The sequence below is a fragment of the Thioclava sp. genome, from assembly GCF_048263065.1.
GTDB lineage: Bacteria > Pseudomonadota > Alphaproteobacteria > Rhodobacterales > Rhodobacteraceae > Thioclava.
On sequence record NZ_JBLXEM010000002.1, the window covers coordinates 109,075 to 121,806 of the forward strand.

At 61.9% G+C, this 12,732-nt stretch carries 11 protein-coding genes; 7 read left to right on the forward strand and 4 right to left on the reverse strand.

The annotated features are described in order from the left end of the window. Positions 1-13 precede the first annotated feature (13 nt). The 3 genes from xsc (at position 14) to ACN0SD_RS03670 (ending at position 3,829) form a co-directional block, all read left to right on the forward strand. The gene (gene xsc / locus ACN0SD_RS03660; protein ID WP_417806864.1) at positions 14-1,789 is read left to right on the forward strand and encodes a sulfoacetaldehyde acetyltransferase; all 1,776 of its coding nucleotides are present in this window, start codon (positions 14-16) and stop codon (positions 1,787-1,789) included. Positions 1,790-1,948: 159 nt separating this feature from the next. Further along, on the forward strand, positions 1,949-3,325 hold the full coding sequence (locus tag ACN0SD_RS03665) for an aspartate aminotransferase family protein (RefSeq protein WP_417806865.1): 1,377 nt from the start codon (positions 1,949-1,951) through the stop codon (positions 3,323-3,325). Positions 3,326-3,388: 63 nt separating this feature from the next. After that, positions 3,389-3,829, forward strand: coding sequence for a YtoQ family protein (locus ACN0SD_RS03670; RefSeq protein ID WP_417806866.1), 441 nt, complete (start codon positions 3,389-3,391; stop codon positions 3,827-3,829). A 13-nt stretch (positions 3,830-3,842) separates the two neighbouring features. Here the strand turns inward: ACN0SD_RS03670 and ACN0SD_RS03675 are convergent, their stop codons facing one another. The 4 genes from ACN0SD_RS03675 to ccmI all read right to left on the reverse strand — a co-directional run bounded on the left by ACN0SD_RS03675 (position 3,843) and on the right by ccmI (position 7,199). Next, positions 3,843-4,862, reverse strand: coding sequence for an NAD-dependent epimerase/dehydratase family protein (locus tag ACN0SD_RS03675; RefSeq protein WP_417806867.1), 1,020 nt, complete (start codon positions 4,860-4,862; stop codon positions 3,843-3,845). 83 nt (positions 4,863-4,945) lie between these two features. Beyond that, a complete protein-coding gene (locus tag ACN0SD_RS03680; protein ID WP_417806868.1) occupies positions 4,946-5,176 on the reverse strand; it encodes a DUF1289 domain-containing protein in 231 nt (76 codons plus the stop codon). Then, positions 5,173-5,631 carry a Holliday junction resolvase RuvX gene (ruvX, locus tag ACN0SD_RS03685; RefSeq protein ID WP_417806869.1) on the reverse strand — a complete coding sequence of 153 codons (459 nt, stop codon included), beginning with the start codon at positions 5,629-5,631 and terminating at the stop codon, positions 5,173-5,175. Before ruvX ends, ACN0SD_RS03680 begins: the two co-directional genes overlap by 4 nt. Before the next feature lie 11 nt (positions 5,632-5,642). Next, entirely contained in the window at positions 5,643-7,199 is a 1,557-nt protein-coding gene (ccmI, locus tag ACN0SD_RS03690; RefSeq protein ID WP_417806870.1) for a c-type cytochrome biogenesis protein CcmI, read from the reverse strand. 197 nt (positions 7,200-7,396) lie between these two features. Here ccmI and ACN0SD_RS03695 point away from each other — a divergent pair, with 197 nt between their 5' ends. The 4 genes from ACN0SD_RS03695 to ACN0SD_RS03710 all read left to right on the forward strand — a co-directional run bounded on the left by ACN0SD_RS03695 (position 7,397) and on the right by ACN0SD_RS03710 (position 12,572). Next, complete coding sequence (locus ACN0SD_RS03695; RefSeq protein ID WP_417806871.1) at positions 7,397-8,641, forward strand: sarcosine oxidase subunit beta family protein; 1,245 nt, start codon at positions 7,397-7,399, stop codon at positions 8,639-8,641. Between the two features lie 91 nt (positions 8,642-8,732). Beyond that, entirely contained in the window at positions 8,733-9,056 is a 324-nt protein-coding gene (locus ACN0SD_RS03700; protein WP_417806872.1) for a sarcosine oxidase subunit delta, read from the forward strand. Next, complete coding sequence (locus tag ACN0SD_RS03705) at positions 9,053-12,007, forward strand: sarcosine oxidase subunit alpha family protein (protein ID WP_417806873.1); 2,955 nt, start codon at positions 9,053-9,055, stop codon at positions 12,005-12,007. The genes ACN0SD_RS03700 and ACN0SD_RS03705 overlap by 4 nt, the downstream gene beginning before the upstream one ends. Further along, the gene (locus tag ACN0SD_RS03710; protein WP_417806874.1) at positions 12,000-12,572 is read left to right on the forward strand and encodes a sarcosine oxidase subunit gamma; all 573 of its coding nucleotides are present in this window, start codon (positions 12,000-12,002) and stop codon (positions 12,570-12,572) included. Before ACN0SD_RS03705 ends, ACN0SD_RS03710 begins: the two co-directional genes overlap by 8 nt. The last annotated feature ends 160 nt before the right edge of the window (positions 12,573-12,732 follow it).

Consider the following 12,732-nt stretch of genomic DNA (forward strand, 5'->3'; position numbering starts at 1 on the left):
AGGAGCCAGTGCCATGAAGATGACAACCGAAGAGGCTTTTATCAAAACGCTGCAACAGCATGGGATTGAAAATGCTTTTGGCATTATCGGCTCGGCCATGATGGCGATTTCCGATCTGTTCCCGGCGGCAGGCATCACGTTTTGGGACTGCGCGCATGAATGCAACGCGGGGATGATGGCCGATGGGTTCACCCGTGCGAGCGGCAAGATGTCGATGATGGTGGCGCAAAACGGCCCCGGCATCACCAATTTCGTCACGCCCGTGAAAACCGCTTATTGGAACCACACGCCGCTGCTGCTGGTCACGCCGCAGGCGGCCAATGCCACCATCGGGCAGGGTGGTTTCCAAGAGGTCGAGCAGATGCGGCTGTTTGCCGATATGGTCGCCTATCAGGAAGAGGTGCGCGACCCGACCCGCATTGCCGAGGTGCTCAACCGTGTGATCCTTAAGGCCAAGCGCGCCTCGGCCCCGGCGCAAATCAATATCCCGCGCGATTTCTGGACCAAGGTGATTGATATCGATCTGCCAAAAGTGGTGCAATTGGAGCGGCCCTCGGGTGGTCAAGACGCTATCGCGCAGGCGGCAGCGCTGCTGTCCAAGGCGAAGTTTCCGGTGATCCTGAACGGTGCGGGCGTGGTGCTGGCGGGGGCCATTCCCGCCTCGATGGCGCTGGCCGAGCGTCTGGATGCGCCGGTCTGCTGCGGCTATCAGCACAATGACGCGTTTCCCGGCTCGCACCCGCTCTTTGCCGGGCCGCTGGGCTATAACGGATCTAAAGCCGCGATGGAACTCATCTCCAAGGCCGATGTCGTGCTGGCGCTTGGCACGCGACTCAACCCGTTCTCGACCCTGCCGGGTTATGGCATTGATTACTGGCCCAGAGACGCTGCGATCATTCAGGTCGATCTGAATCCCGACCGCATCGGGCTGACCAAACAGGTGGCGGTGGGCATTGTTGGCGATGCGGGCAAAGTGGCAGGCGCGATCTTGGCGGAACTGGCGGCAGATGCGGGCGATAGCGACCGTGCGGCGCGGCGTGCGCTGATCGGGCAAACCAAATCGGCTTGGGCGCAGCAGCTGTCCAGCATGGATCACGAAGATGACGATCCGGGCACCACTTGGAACGCCCGCGCACGCGACGCCAAGCCCGACTGGATGAGCCCGCGCATGGCGTGGCGTGCGATCCAGTCTGCGCTGCCCAAAGAGGCGATTATAAGTTCCGACATCGGCAATAACTGCGCCATCGGCAACGCTTACCCCAGTTTCGAGGCGGGGCGGAAATACCTTGCGCCGGGGCTGTTCGGGCCGTGCGGTTATGGTCTACCCGCGATCATGGGCGCCAAAATCGCGCAGCCCGATGTGCCAGTCGTGGGCTTTGCCGGCGATGGTGCGTTCGGGATTTCGATGAACGAGATGACCGCGATCGGGCGCAAGGAATGGCCCGCGATCACGATGGTCATTTTCCGCAATTACCAATGGGGCGCGGAAAAGCGCAACACGACGCTGTGGTTTGACGACAATTTCGTCGGCACCGAGTTGAACGAGGGTGTGAGCTACGCCGCCATCGCGCTCGCCTGCGGCCTGACGGGCGTGCAGGTGAAAACGATGGAGGATCTGACCGCAGCGCTGGATAGCGCGATCAAAGCGCAGGCGCAGGGTCAGACCACGTTTATCGAGGCGCTGATCAATCAGGAACTGGGAGAGCCGTTCCGCCGCGACGCGATGAAAAAGCCCGTCGCCGTGGCAGGCATCAGTGCGGCTGATATGCGCCCGCAAAGCGGAGTGTGAAGGGGCGGCTTTGACGATGACGCCAATGCTGCATCTGTGCAATTTGCACAACTGGACTTATCGGACAAGTGTAAGTGGCACTACGCAGTTTCGCCGCCGCGCGGAAAGATCAGCGCGAGTTGCGCCGCGCCCTGCGGCCCCCTTAGTGGAGCGATTAGCATGAACAAGAACCTGACCTCGAACGATCTGAGCCATGTGATCGCGGCCGATAAGGCGCGCGTCTGGCATCACCTGACGCAGCACAAACCCTTTGAAAGCATCGACCCGCGCGTGATGGTCGAGGGTAAGGGCATGAGGCTGTGGGATGCGCTCGGCAAAGAATTCCTCGACGGCGTCTCGGGCGGCGTCTGGACCGTCAATGTCGGCTACGGGCGCGAAAGCATTGCCAATGCGGTGCGCGATCAACTGGTGAAACTGAACTATTTCGCAGGCTCGGCGGGCTCGATTCCCGGCGCACTGTTTGCGCAAAGCTTGATCGAAAAGATGCCGGGGATGAGCCGCGTCTATTATGCCAACTCGGGATCGGAGGCCAATGAGAAGGTCTTCAAAATGGTGCGCCAGATCGGCCACAAGCTGCATGGCGGGCGCAAGACCAAGATCCTGTATCGCGAGCGCGATTATCACGGCACCACGATCACCGCCCTTGCCGCCTGCGGTCAGCCCCAGCGCGCTCAGCAATATGGCCCTTTCACCCCCGGTTTCATCGAGGTGCCGCACTGCTTGGAATATCGCGCGCAATGGGAGACGGAGGATTACGGGCGCCGTGCAGCGGATGCCATCGAAGAGGTGATCCTGCGTGAAGGCCCTGACGAAATCGGCCTGCTGTGTCTGGAACCTGTCACCGCAGGGGGCGGCGTCATCACCCCACCCGAGGGCTATTGGCCCCGCGTGCAAGAGATCTGCGCGAAATACGATATCATGCTGCATATCGACGAGGTGGTCTGCGGCGTCGGGCGCACCGGAGAGTGGTTTGGCTATCAGCATTACGGGGTGAAGCCCGATTTCGTGACGATGGCCAAGGGCGTGGCCTCGGGCTATGCCGCGATTTCGTGCACCGTTACGACTGAAGCGGTGTTTGAGATGTTCAAGGATGACAGCGACCCGCTGGGCTATTTCCGCGATATCTCGACGTTTGGCGGCTGTACCTCGGGGCCGGTGGCGGCGCTGGAAAACCTGCGCATCATCGAAGACGAGAACCTGCTGGAGAACACCAACCGGATGGGCGCGCGGATGATGGATAATCTGCACGCGCTGATGGAGCGTCACGCGGTGATCGGTGATGTGCGCGGCAAGGGGCTATTCTGCGGCGCGGAACTGGTGGCTGATCGCACCAGCAAAGAGCCCGCCGAGGAAAAACGCGTGGCCGCAGTCGTTGCAGATTGCATGGCGCAAGGCGTGATCATTGGCATGACCAATCGCTCGCTGCCCGGCTTTAACAATACGCTGTGCTTTAGCCCCGCGCTGATCGCCACGCCCGATGATATCGACGCGATCACAACTGCGGTGGATGGCGCGCTGACCCGGGTGTTTGGCTAGGCGCGGGCTTGCATCGCCCGAAGGCGCACGCCACTTTGCCCGAGGATAACGAAAGGAAGCGCAATGCTGAAAGTCTATCTCTCGGGCGAAATCCACACCGATTGGCGCGAAAGCGTCAAATCGGCCTGCAAGGGGCTGAAAATCGACTGGTCCGGCCCGGTCACCGATCACGCGGCCTCTGACGATTGCGGGGTCGCGATTTTCGGGGCCGAGCCGGATAAGTTCTGGCATGACCGCAAGGGCGCGTCGCTAAATGCGATCCGCACGCGTCGCGGGATCGAGGGCTGCGATGTGCTGGTTGTGTGTTTTGGCGAGAAATACAAACAGTGGAACGCGGCCTTTGATGCGGGCTATGCGGCAGCACTGGGCAAGCCGATTATAGTGCTGCAACCCGATGATCACGACCATGCGCTCAAAGAGGTGGACGCGGCCGCCAACGCAGTTGCTCGCACGCCTGAACAGGTGGCACGCGCGCTGCGCTATGTTCTGACGGGCGCGCTTTAGGCGTAGGCGTGGCCTAGCGGTTGTAATAGTCGCGATACCACGCCACGAAGCGCTCAACGCCCTCGCGGAAACCGGTTTGCGGGCAATATCCGGTCAGGCTGCGCAACAGGCTGGCATCGGCCCAAGTGGCAAGCACGTCGCCCTTTTGCATATCCATGTAATTGCGGATCGCGGGCGTGCCGATGGCGGTTTCAATCGCATCGACGAAATCAAGCAGCTTCACCTTGTCTGAATTGCCGATATTGACGACGCGGTAAGGGGCGACGGGGGACAGGCTGTCGCCCTCTGGGATGTCCTCGGGGCTGTCGGGGCGCTTTGGCACTGCGTCCATCAGCAAGGCGATCCCGTGCACGAGATCCTCGACATAAGTGAAATCGCGATACATTTCGCCGTGGTTATAAATGTCGATCGGGCGGCCAGCGAGGATCGCGTCGGTGAACTTGGCTGGCGCCATATCGGGGCGCCCCCATGGGCCGTAAACCGTGAAAAAGCGAAACATCGTCGTCGGAATGTTCCACAGATGGGCATAGGAATGGCCCATCGCCTCGGTCGCTTTCTTCGTCGCGGCATAAATCGTAAGCGGCATGTCGGTCTTGTCGGTCTCACGATAGGGCATCTCTGTGTTGGCCCCGTACACCGAACTGGTTGAGGCCATCAACAAATGCCCGACCTCAAGACGGCGCGCGATTTCCATCACGTTGAACGTGCCAACAAGATTGGTTTCGACATAAGCGCGCGGGTTTTCAAGGCTGTAGCGCACGCCCGCTTGCGCGGCCAGATGCACGATCACATCGGGTGCGAACTCATCGCAGACCCGATCTAGCAACTCGCGATCTTCCAGCATCCCCTCGGTCGCCGAGAAATTCGGGTCTTGCATCAGCATCGCCTGACGGCGCTGTTTCAGCGCGACCTCGTAGTAATCGGTCATCCCGTCATAGCCATGCACGCGCATGCCTTGCGCCAGTAGCAGCTTGGACAAGTGGTAGCCGATGAACCCGGCAGAACCGGTGACAAGAACGCGTTTGGCAGCCATGAGGGTATTCCATTTCAAAAGGAGCGCGCGCCACTATAGGGCGGGCAGGCGGCAGGCTCAACGCGGCAAAGCGGTGAATCCGATCAGCTCTCGCGCCGGGCCGCGCGCCCGCCACGGCGCTGTTGCAAACGCGGTGCGCGGGCAGGCAATTCATCCATGATTTCGCGGCGTTTCTCGGGGCTAAGTTGCGACCATGCGCCGATCTCTTCAAGCGTGCGCAGGCAGCCGATGCACAGCCGCTCTTGCGGGTGGATCTGGCACAGCTTGACGCAGGGGCTTTCGACCTCGTCGCGTTTCCAGACCTCGTCGCTCATTGCGCCCCCAGATAGTGCAGCCGGTCCAGCGCACCTTGCAAGATGAACGCCGCCGCCACATGGTCAATCGCCTCGGCGCGTTTGGCGCGTGACAGATCGGCCTCAAGCATCGCGCGTTCGGCAGCCACCGTTGACAGCCGTTCGTCCCAGAACGAGATCGGCAATTCGGTCAGCTTTTCAAGGTTGCGCGCGAAGGCCCGCGTCGATTGACAGCGCGGCCCTTCCGAACCGTCCATGTTCATCGGCAAACCTAGGATCAGCCCACGCAGCTCGCGCTCGGCCACAATCGCCAGCAGCGCCTGCGCATCCAGACCGAATTTCTTGCGCTTCACGGTCAGCAAGGGCGTCGCGACCGAGCGCAACCCGTCCGACACCGCCACGCCAATCGTTTTCGTGCCCAGATCCAGCCCCGCCACCGCACCGCTGCGCGGCAGTTGCGCGGCGAACGCGATCATGTCGGGGCAGATCACTGAGACAGCCCCGCCGCCTGCGCAGCTGCTTGCACCTGTGCCAGCCCTGCGGGATCATTGGCCAGCGCTTGCTGTGCCTCACCCCATGCCTCAGTCGCGCGATCCTTCTCGCCCAACATAGCAAGCGAAGACACCACCCGCGACCATTCCGCCGCCGTGCCGCCCTCGGTTGTCAGGCGGTCAAACAGCCCGTCGACCATGCCCTGAATCATCTGCTTGCGATCCTCGGGGCTCATTTGCGCGGCATCCTTCATCTGCTCGGCGCTCGGGCCGGGCAGAGCAGGGGCCGCAGGGGCTGTCGCAGCAGGGGCACCCGCATCCGCAAGCGCCTTGCCTGCCGGGGCCTGATGGGCCGCGTCGATCTTGGCCATGTCTTCGGGGCGCGACGCAAACTTGCCCTTCGCCTCACCGTAAATCGCATCGGCGCGTTCGACTTCGCCTAGCATCCGCAACGACGATATCAGCCGCGCCCAATCATCCGCGCTGCCGCCTTCTTGCGCGAGCCGGTCATTTAGCTGGTTGACCATCCCGCGGATCATCTCCTGACGCTCCGCTGGGGTCATATCAGCAGCCGCTGCGACATCGGCTTGGCTTGGCCCAACGCCTTGGGGCATCGGCGGGGTGTAGTCGTTTTGGCCCGCAAGCCACGCCAGTTCGTTGATATTCTGGCGGATCGTGGGCACCCAAGGCGCATCGTCGGGCGAGTTGCGCAGCAAGCCATCCCAAATGCGAAACGCGCGATCTTCACGCGAATTCTGTGCCATCATCAGGCCAACGTAATATAGCGACAGCCCGTTTTTGGGGTCCTTTTCCAGCGCGGCGGCAAAGGTTTTTTCGGCCTCGGGCGTGATCAGACCACCCGCTGCCACGACCATCATCTCGCCCAACTGGGCGTAATCATCTGCAGTTGCGGCGTCCCCCTTGAGTGCGACCAAACGCTGCTGCGCCTTCCAAGCAGCATCGAAATTGCCCATCGCCGCCTCATTGCGCGCAAGCAAATGCAGGCCCTTGGGGTCATTGGGGTTTTTAGCAACGGCTTCGCGCAGCTTCACCATCAATTCGACAAATTTCGGGTCGGGCTTGGGTTGGTTGAGCTGGCGCGCGGCGGCCATTTTCTCGGCCGCTTCCTGCGTCGGGCGGCTGTCATAGCGCTTGTCTGCAAAGGCATATCGCTCGGCAATCGGTTGATCGCCATATCCTTCGGCGCCCATGCGAGAATAAAGCCAGAACGTCCCGCCCACCAGCGCAACGCCCCCCACGATCAGCACAATCATTGCCCCTTGGGGCGCGCGCGAGGTGTCTGATCCCGCCTGCACCTTGCGGTCGGCCTCCAGCATCCGGCGCGAGATCTCCAGCTTGGCGCGCTCGGCCTCTTCGGCAGAGGTCACGCCGCGTTCGACATCGCGTTCGATATCGCGCAGCTGGTCGCGATAAACCTGCACATCATAAGAGGCAGCCGGGGCCACATCGCTTGCCCCCCCGCGTAGCACGGCAAGTGCGAATAATAGCATAATGATCGCGACAAGCGCGGCGGCGATAATCCAGAACAGCATGGCGTTTCCTCTCCTTGCGTTCCCATTTAGGTGAGAAACGCTCCGCCTGAAAGCCCCCAGCGCCGGGATGGAGCGCGATGTCGCAGCCCGATGTCGCTTTTTTCTGCGCAATGCCGCATCGGGGGGGCTGTCAAAGGGGCGCGCAGTCCATCACAAAGACAGATGAGAGTCGCAAGTTCTGTTGCCGAGGGCCGCTTATGAAACGCTATTCGATGTTTGCTGTCGCGCGCGAGGCGATGCGCTATCACGCGGGATGGGAGCGCGCGTGGCGCAGCCCCGAGCCGAAGAAACGCTATAAGGTGGTGGTGGTCGGCGCAGGCGGGCATGGGCTGGCGACGGCCTATTACCTTGGCAAGGTGCACGGAATTACCGATGTCGCGGTGATCGAAAAGGGCTGGCTTGGCGGGGGCAATACCGGGCGCAACACCACGATCATCCGCTCGAACTACCTGCAAGACGCTTCGTCGGCGATCTTTGACAAGGCGCTGCAACTGTACGAAGGCCTAAGCCGGGATCTAAATTACAACGTCATGTTTTCGCCCCGCGGCCTGCTGATGCTGGCGCAATCCGAACATGAGCGGCGCGGCTATCAGCGCACGGTGCATGCCAACGGGCTGCAAGGGGTATCGACGCAATGGATCACGCCCGAGCGAGTCAAGGAACTGGTCCCGATCCTCAATATCGACGGGCCGCGCTATCCGGTTCTGGGCGCGCTTTACCAGGAACGCGGCGGCACCGCGCGCCATGACGCGGTGGCTTGGGGCTATGCGCGCGCTTGCTCGGCGATGGGAATGGATATCATCCAGCAGACCGAGGTGACGGGCATCCGCCGCCAAGGCGACAAGGTGGCTGGCGTCACCACCACGCGCGGCGAGATCGAGTGTGAGCAGCTCGCCATTGTCGTTGCGGGCCATTCCTCGGTGCTTGCCGAGATGGCGGGGTTCCGCCTGCCAATCGAATCCGTGGCGCTTCAGGCTTGGGTCTCAGAGCCGATCAAACCCGCGATCGACGTCGTGGTCATGGCCAATCTCGTGCATGGCTACCTGTCGCAATCCGACAAGGGCGAGCTGGTGATCGGCGGCGGCACAGACGGGTTCAACAACTACACCCAACGCGGATCGTGGCACCATGTCGAGGAAACCACCCGCGCCTTGGTCGAAACCTTCCCGATCATCTCGCGCCTCAAAATGCTGCGCCAATGGGGCGGTATCGTGGATATGACCGGCGACCGCTCTCCGATTCTGTCCAAAACCTCGGTCGAGGGCATCTTCGTCAATTGCGGCTGGGGCACAGGCGGGTTCAAATCAATCCCCGGCTCAGGCTTTGCAATGGCTGAACTGATCGCGCGCGGCCACTCCCCTCTGGCAGATGAATTCAACCTCAACCGCTTCAAAGAGGGCCGCTTCATCGACGAATCCGTGGCCGCAGGGGTGGCGCATTGATGACGCACCCCCTCTTCCTCTTGATGAAAATATCCCGCGGGGGTCCGGGGGCGCGAAGCCCCCGGCGCCTGCCAAGCAAAGGCCCGCTGACATGTTGACCCTCACCTGTCCCTGCTGCAGTATCACCGCTGAGGAAACCGAATTTGCCCCCGGCGGCGAGGCCCATCTCAAACGCTTTGGCCCGGACTCCTCGGATGCCGACTTTGAGGGCTATCTGTTCGCGCGCAAGAACCCCAAGGGCGTGCATTTCGAACGCTGGCGTCACGCCTATGGCTGCGGCAAGTGGTTTCTGGCCGCGCGCTGCACCGCGACGCTGGAAGTGTTTGGCACCTACGCGGCGCAAACCCACAAGCCGCCTGCGGAGATCATCAAAAAAATCAAAGCGAAACGGCCTGATTGGGAGCCTCAAGCATGAGCACACGTCTAAGCAAGGGCGGCCGCCTGATTGATCGCGCCAAGCGGTTGAATTTTACCTTCAACGGCAAACCGATGCAGGGCTACGAGGGCGACACGCTGGCCTCGGCGCTGCTCGGGGCGGGGCAGGTGATGCTCGGGCGCAGCTTCAAATATCACCGCCCGCGCGGGATTGTTGCCAGCGGCGTTGAGGAACCCAATGCGCTTGTCGGTCTGGGGCGCAACGCGCGCTTTGAACCCGATCAGCGCACCACCACGACCGAATTGTTTGAGGGCGCGGAGACGCGCAGCCAGAACCATTGGCCAAGCCTTGATTACGATATCGGCGAGATCAATGACGCTTTCTACAAATTCCTGCCTGCAGGCTTTTACTACAAGACTTTCATGGCCCCGCAAGCGGCGTGGAAGCACCTATTTGAACCGATCATCCGCAAATCCGCAGGTCTGGGGGCGGTTCCGAAAGAGGCCGATCCCGACCGCTACGAGCAAGCCTATGCGCATTGCGATGTGCTGGTTGTGGGCGGCGGTGTGGCTGGGCTCGCCGCTGCTCTGCGCGAAGGGCGTGCGGGCAAGCGCGTCTGGCTGGTGGAACAAACCGCGCATTGGGGCGGGCGCACGCCTGTTGATGGCGGTCAGATCGACGGATTCGAGTCGTGCGAATGGATTAAGACAACGCTGCAAGAGCTTGAAACGATGGGGAATATCACGTTGCGCACCCGGTTGATGGCGGCGGGTCAATATGATCATGGCTATGTCATCGGCCTGGAAAGCGTGGGCGATACGCGCCCCGGTGCCGACGTTCCCCGCCATCGTTTATGGCGCATTCGCGCGGCGCGCACGATCACCGCGACCGGCGCGCTTGAACGCCCGCTGGCATTCGCAGGCAACGACGTACCCGGCGTGATGCTCGCCAGTGCGGTGCGCGATTATGTGGTGAACTGGGCCGTGTCGCCCGGCGATCGCACGGTGATCGTAACCAATAATGACGATGCCTATCGCACGGCGCTGGCGCTGCTGGATGCCGGGCTGAGCGTGCCCGCTATCGTGGATGCGCGCGAGGCCACGCACGGCGCGCTGCCCCAAGAGGTCAAGGCGCGCGGCGTGCGGGTGCTAGAGGGGCGCGGTGTGGCCCGCGTGCTGGGTCGCAAGCAGGTGAAAGGCGTCGAAATCTGCGCCCAAGCCGGAGAGGGTGGCGCGATTGAAACGATTGAGTGTGATTGCGTGGCGATGTCGGGCGGCTGGTCGCCGGTCGTGCATCTGTGGTCGCATTGCGGCGGCAAGCTGATCTGGGACGCCGCGCAAGCCATGTTTCGCCCCGATCCCGACCGCCCGCCCTTGGGGGCAGATGGCACGGCGATGGTGCAGGTGGTCGGTGCGGCCAATGGCGATCTGACGCTAGCGGCCACGATGGGCGGCGCGGGGCTTGGGGCGTGTTCCAGCGACGAAGCGCCAATGATGCCGGTCTGGCAAATGCCCGCAGGCGCTACGGACGCGCTGCGCTTTAAAAGCTTCCTCGATTTCCAAAATGACGTGAAGGTGTCGGACGTGCAACTCGCCGCGCGCGAGGGCTATGAAAGCGTCGAGCACACCAAACGCTACACCACGCTTGGTATGGCGACGGATCAAGGAAAGCTCAGCAATATCAACGGGCTTGCGGTGCTCTCTGATGCGCTGGGCCAGCCGATCCCGGCCACTGGAACCACCACTTTCCGCCCGCCCTACACCCCGATCAGTTTCGGCGCGATCACCGGCGAGGCCAAGGGCGCGCTGTTTCAGCCCCTGCGCCGCACCCCGATGCAAAGCTGGCACGAGGCCCATCACGCGCATTGGGAGCCGGTCGGCCAATGGCGCCGTCCCTATTGCTACCCGCGCGCGGGCGAAACCCACCGCGAGGCCGTCAATCGCGAGATCACCAATACGCGCGCCAATGTCGGGCTGCTGGATGCCTCGACACTGGGCAAGATCGTGGTGAAGGGCCCCGATGCCGGGCGCTTCCTCGACATGCTTTACACCAACATGATGAGCAACCTTGCCGTGGGCAAATGCCGCTACGGGCTGATGTGCAATGAAAACGGCTTCCTGATGGATGACGGCGTTGTGGCGCGCCTGTCGGATGACACCTGGCTGTGCCACACCACCTCGGGCGGGGCCGATCATATCCACGGCTGGATGGAGGATTGGCTGCAATGCGAGTGGTGGGACTGGAAGGTCTACACCGCCAATTTGACCGAGCAATTTGCCCAGATCGCCGTGGTCGGGCCAAAAGCGCGTGACTTGCTGAACCGCCTTGGCGGCATGGATGTCTCGCGCGAGGCATTGCCCTTCATGCAATGGGTCGAAGGCAGCCTTTGCGGCTTTGATGCCCGCATCTTCCGCATCTCCTTCTCGGGCGAACTCAGCTATGAAATCGCTGTGCCGGCAAGCCTGGCCCTCGCGCTATGGGAGAAACTGGTCGCCGAGGGCAAAGACCTTGGCGTCATGCCCTATGGCACCGAAGCGCTGCATGTGATGCGCGCCGAAAAGGGTTTCATCATGATCGGGGATGAGACCGACGGCACGGTGATCCCGCAGGATCTGGGGCTTAACTGGGCGATCTCGAAAAAGAAAACCGACTTCTTGGGCAAGCGCGCGCAAGAGCGCCCGCATATGACCGATCCCAACCGCTGGAAACTGGTGGGTTTGGAAACGCTGGACGGGTCGGTGATCCCCGATGGCAGCCACGCCCCCGCCGAGGGGCATAACGCCAACGGTCAGCGCAACACCCAAGGCCGCGTTACCTCGACCTATTATTCGCCCACAATCGGCAAGGGTATCGCGATGGGGCTGGTGTTGAACGGCCCCGACCGGATGGGCGAGGTGATTGAATTCACGGGCGAGGATGATGCGCGGATCAAGGCGCGTATCACCGACCCGGTCTTTTACGACAAGGACGGGGAGAAGCAAATTGTCTAACGCTGTCAGCGCGCTACAGGGCGCAACCTATCAAGGCTTTGTCTCGGTAACCGAGGCTGGTCTGATCGGCATGATCTCGATCCGGGGCGATTTGACATCAAAGCCGCTGCTCAAGGCGTTGAAAGCGAAGGGCTTCTCTGCGCCCGCTCCGCGCCAAATCGTGACGTACGCAGGCATGTCTCTGGCGTGGATGAGCCCGGATGAATTGCTGCTCATCTGCGATCACGGCGAGGCCCCGAAACAAGTGCAAACATTGTCGAGCGCGCTTGAGAAAACCCATGCGCTTGTCTGCAACGTCTCGGATGCGCGCGCGCTATTTCGTATCAAAGGGGCAAAATCCGATCAGGTCCTCATGAAACTATCCCCCGCCGATATCGCGACGCTGCCCGCAGGCGAAATGCGCCGCACACGGCTTGCGCAGGTGGCTGCCGCAGTTTGGCGCTCCGCCCCCGATGAGATCTCGCTGATCTGCTTCCGCTCGGTGGCGACGTATGTCCAAGGGCTGCTCGAAACATCCGCGCGCCCCGGATCGGAGCTATTTGAAACCGCCCCCTCTTCCTCTTGATCCAAATATCCCGGGGAGGCTCCACCGGAGCCGGGGGCAGCGCCCCCTCTTCGTTTATGAATTGTTGCCATCCGGCGACGGGGGGCAGCGCCCAGCCTTGTCTCAAAGAAAAATGCGAACATATGCCGAACATGGGCTTGGCCTTGGCGCGTGCAAACGC

What these genes read in the sequence shown, in the direction of transcription:
- xsc (WP_417806864.1), top strand. Translation starts at nt 14, where the DNA reads ATGAAGATGACAACCGAAGAGGCTTTTATCAAAACGCTGCAACAGCAT.
- ACN0SD_RS03665 (WP_417806865.1), top strand. Translation starts at nt 1,949, where the DNA reads ATGAACAAGAACCTGACCTCGAACGATCTGAGCCATGTGATCGCGGCC.
- ACN0SD_RS03670 (WP_417806866.1), top strand. Translation starts at nt 3,389, where the DNA reads ATGCTGAAAGTCTATCTCTCGGGCGAAATCCACACCGATTGGCGCGAA.
- ACN0SD_RS03675 (WP_417806867.1), bottom strand. Translation starts at nt 4,862, where the DNA reads ATGGCTGCCAAACGCGTTCTTGTCACCGGTTCTGCCGGGTTCATCGGC.
- ACN0SD_RS03680 (WP_417806868.1), bottom strand. Translation starts at nt 5,176, where the DNA reads ATGAGCGACGAGGTCTGGAAACGCGACGAGGTCGAAAGCCCCTGCGTC.
- ruvX (WP_417806869.1), bottom strand. Translation starts at nt 5,631, where the DNA reads ATGATCGCGTTCGCCGCGCAACTGCCGCGCAGCGGTGCGGTGGCGGGG.
- ccmI (WP_417806870.1), bottom strand. Translation starts at nt 7,199, where the DNA reads ATGCTGTTCTGGATTATCGCCGCCGCGCTTGTCGCGATCATTATGCTA.
- ACN0SD_RS03695 (WP_417806871.1), top strand. Translation starts at nt 7,397, where the DNA reads ATGAAACGCTATTCGATGTTTGCTGTCGCGCGCGAGGCGATGCGCTAT.
- ACN0SD_RS03700 (WP_417806872.1), top strand. Translation starts at nt 8,733, where the DNA reads ATGTTGACCCTCACCTGTCCCTGCTGCAGTATCACCGCTGAGGAAACC.
- ACN0SD_RS03705 (WP_417806873.1), top strand. Translation starts at nt 9,053, where the DNA reads ATGAGCACACGTCTAAGCAAGGGCGGCCGCCTGATTGATCGCGCCAAG.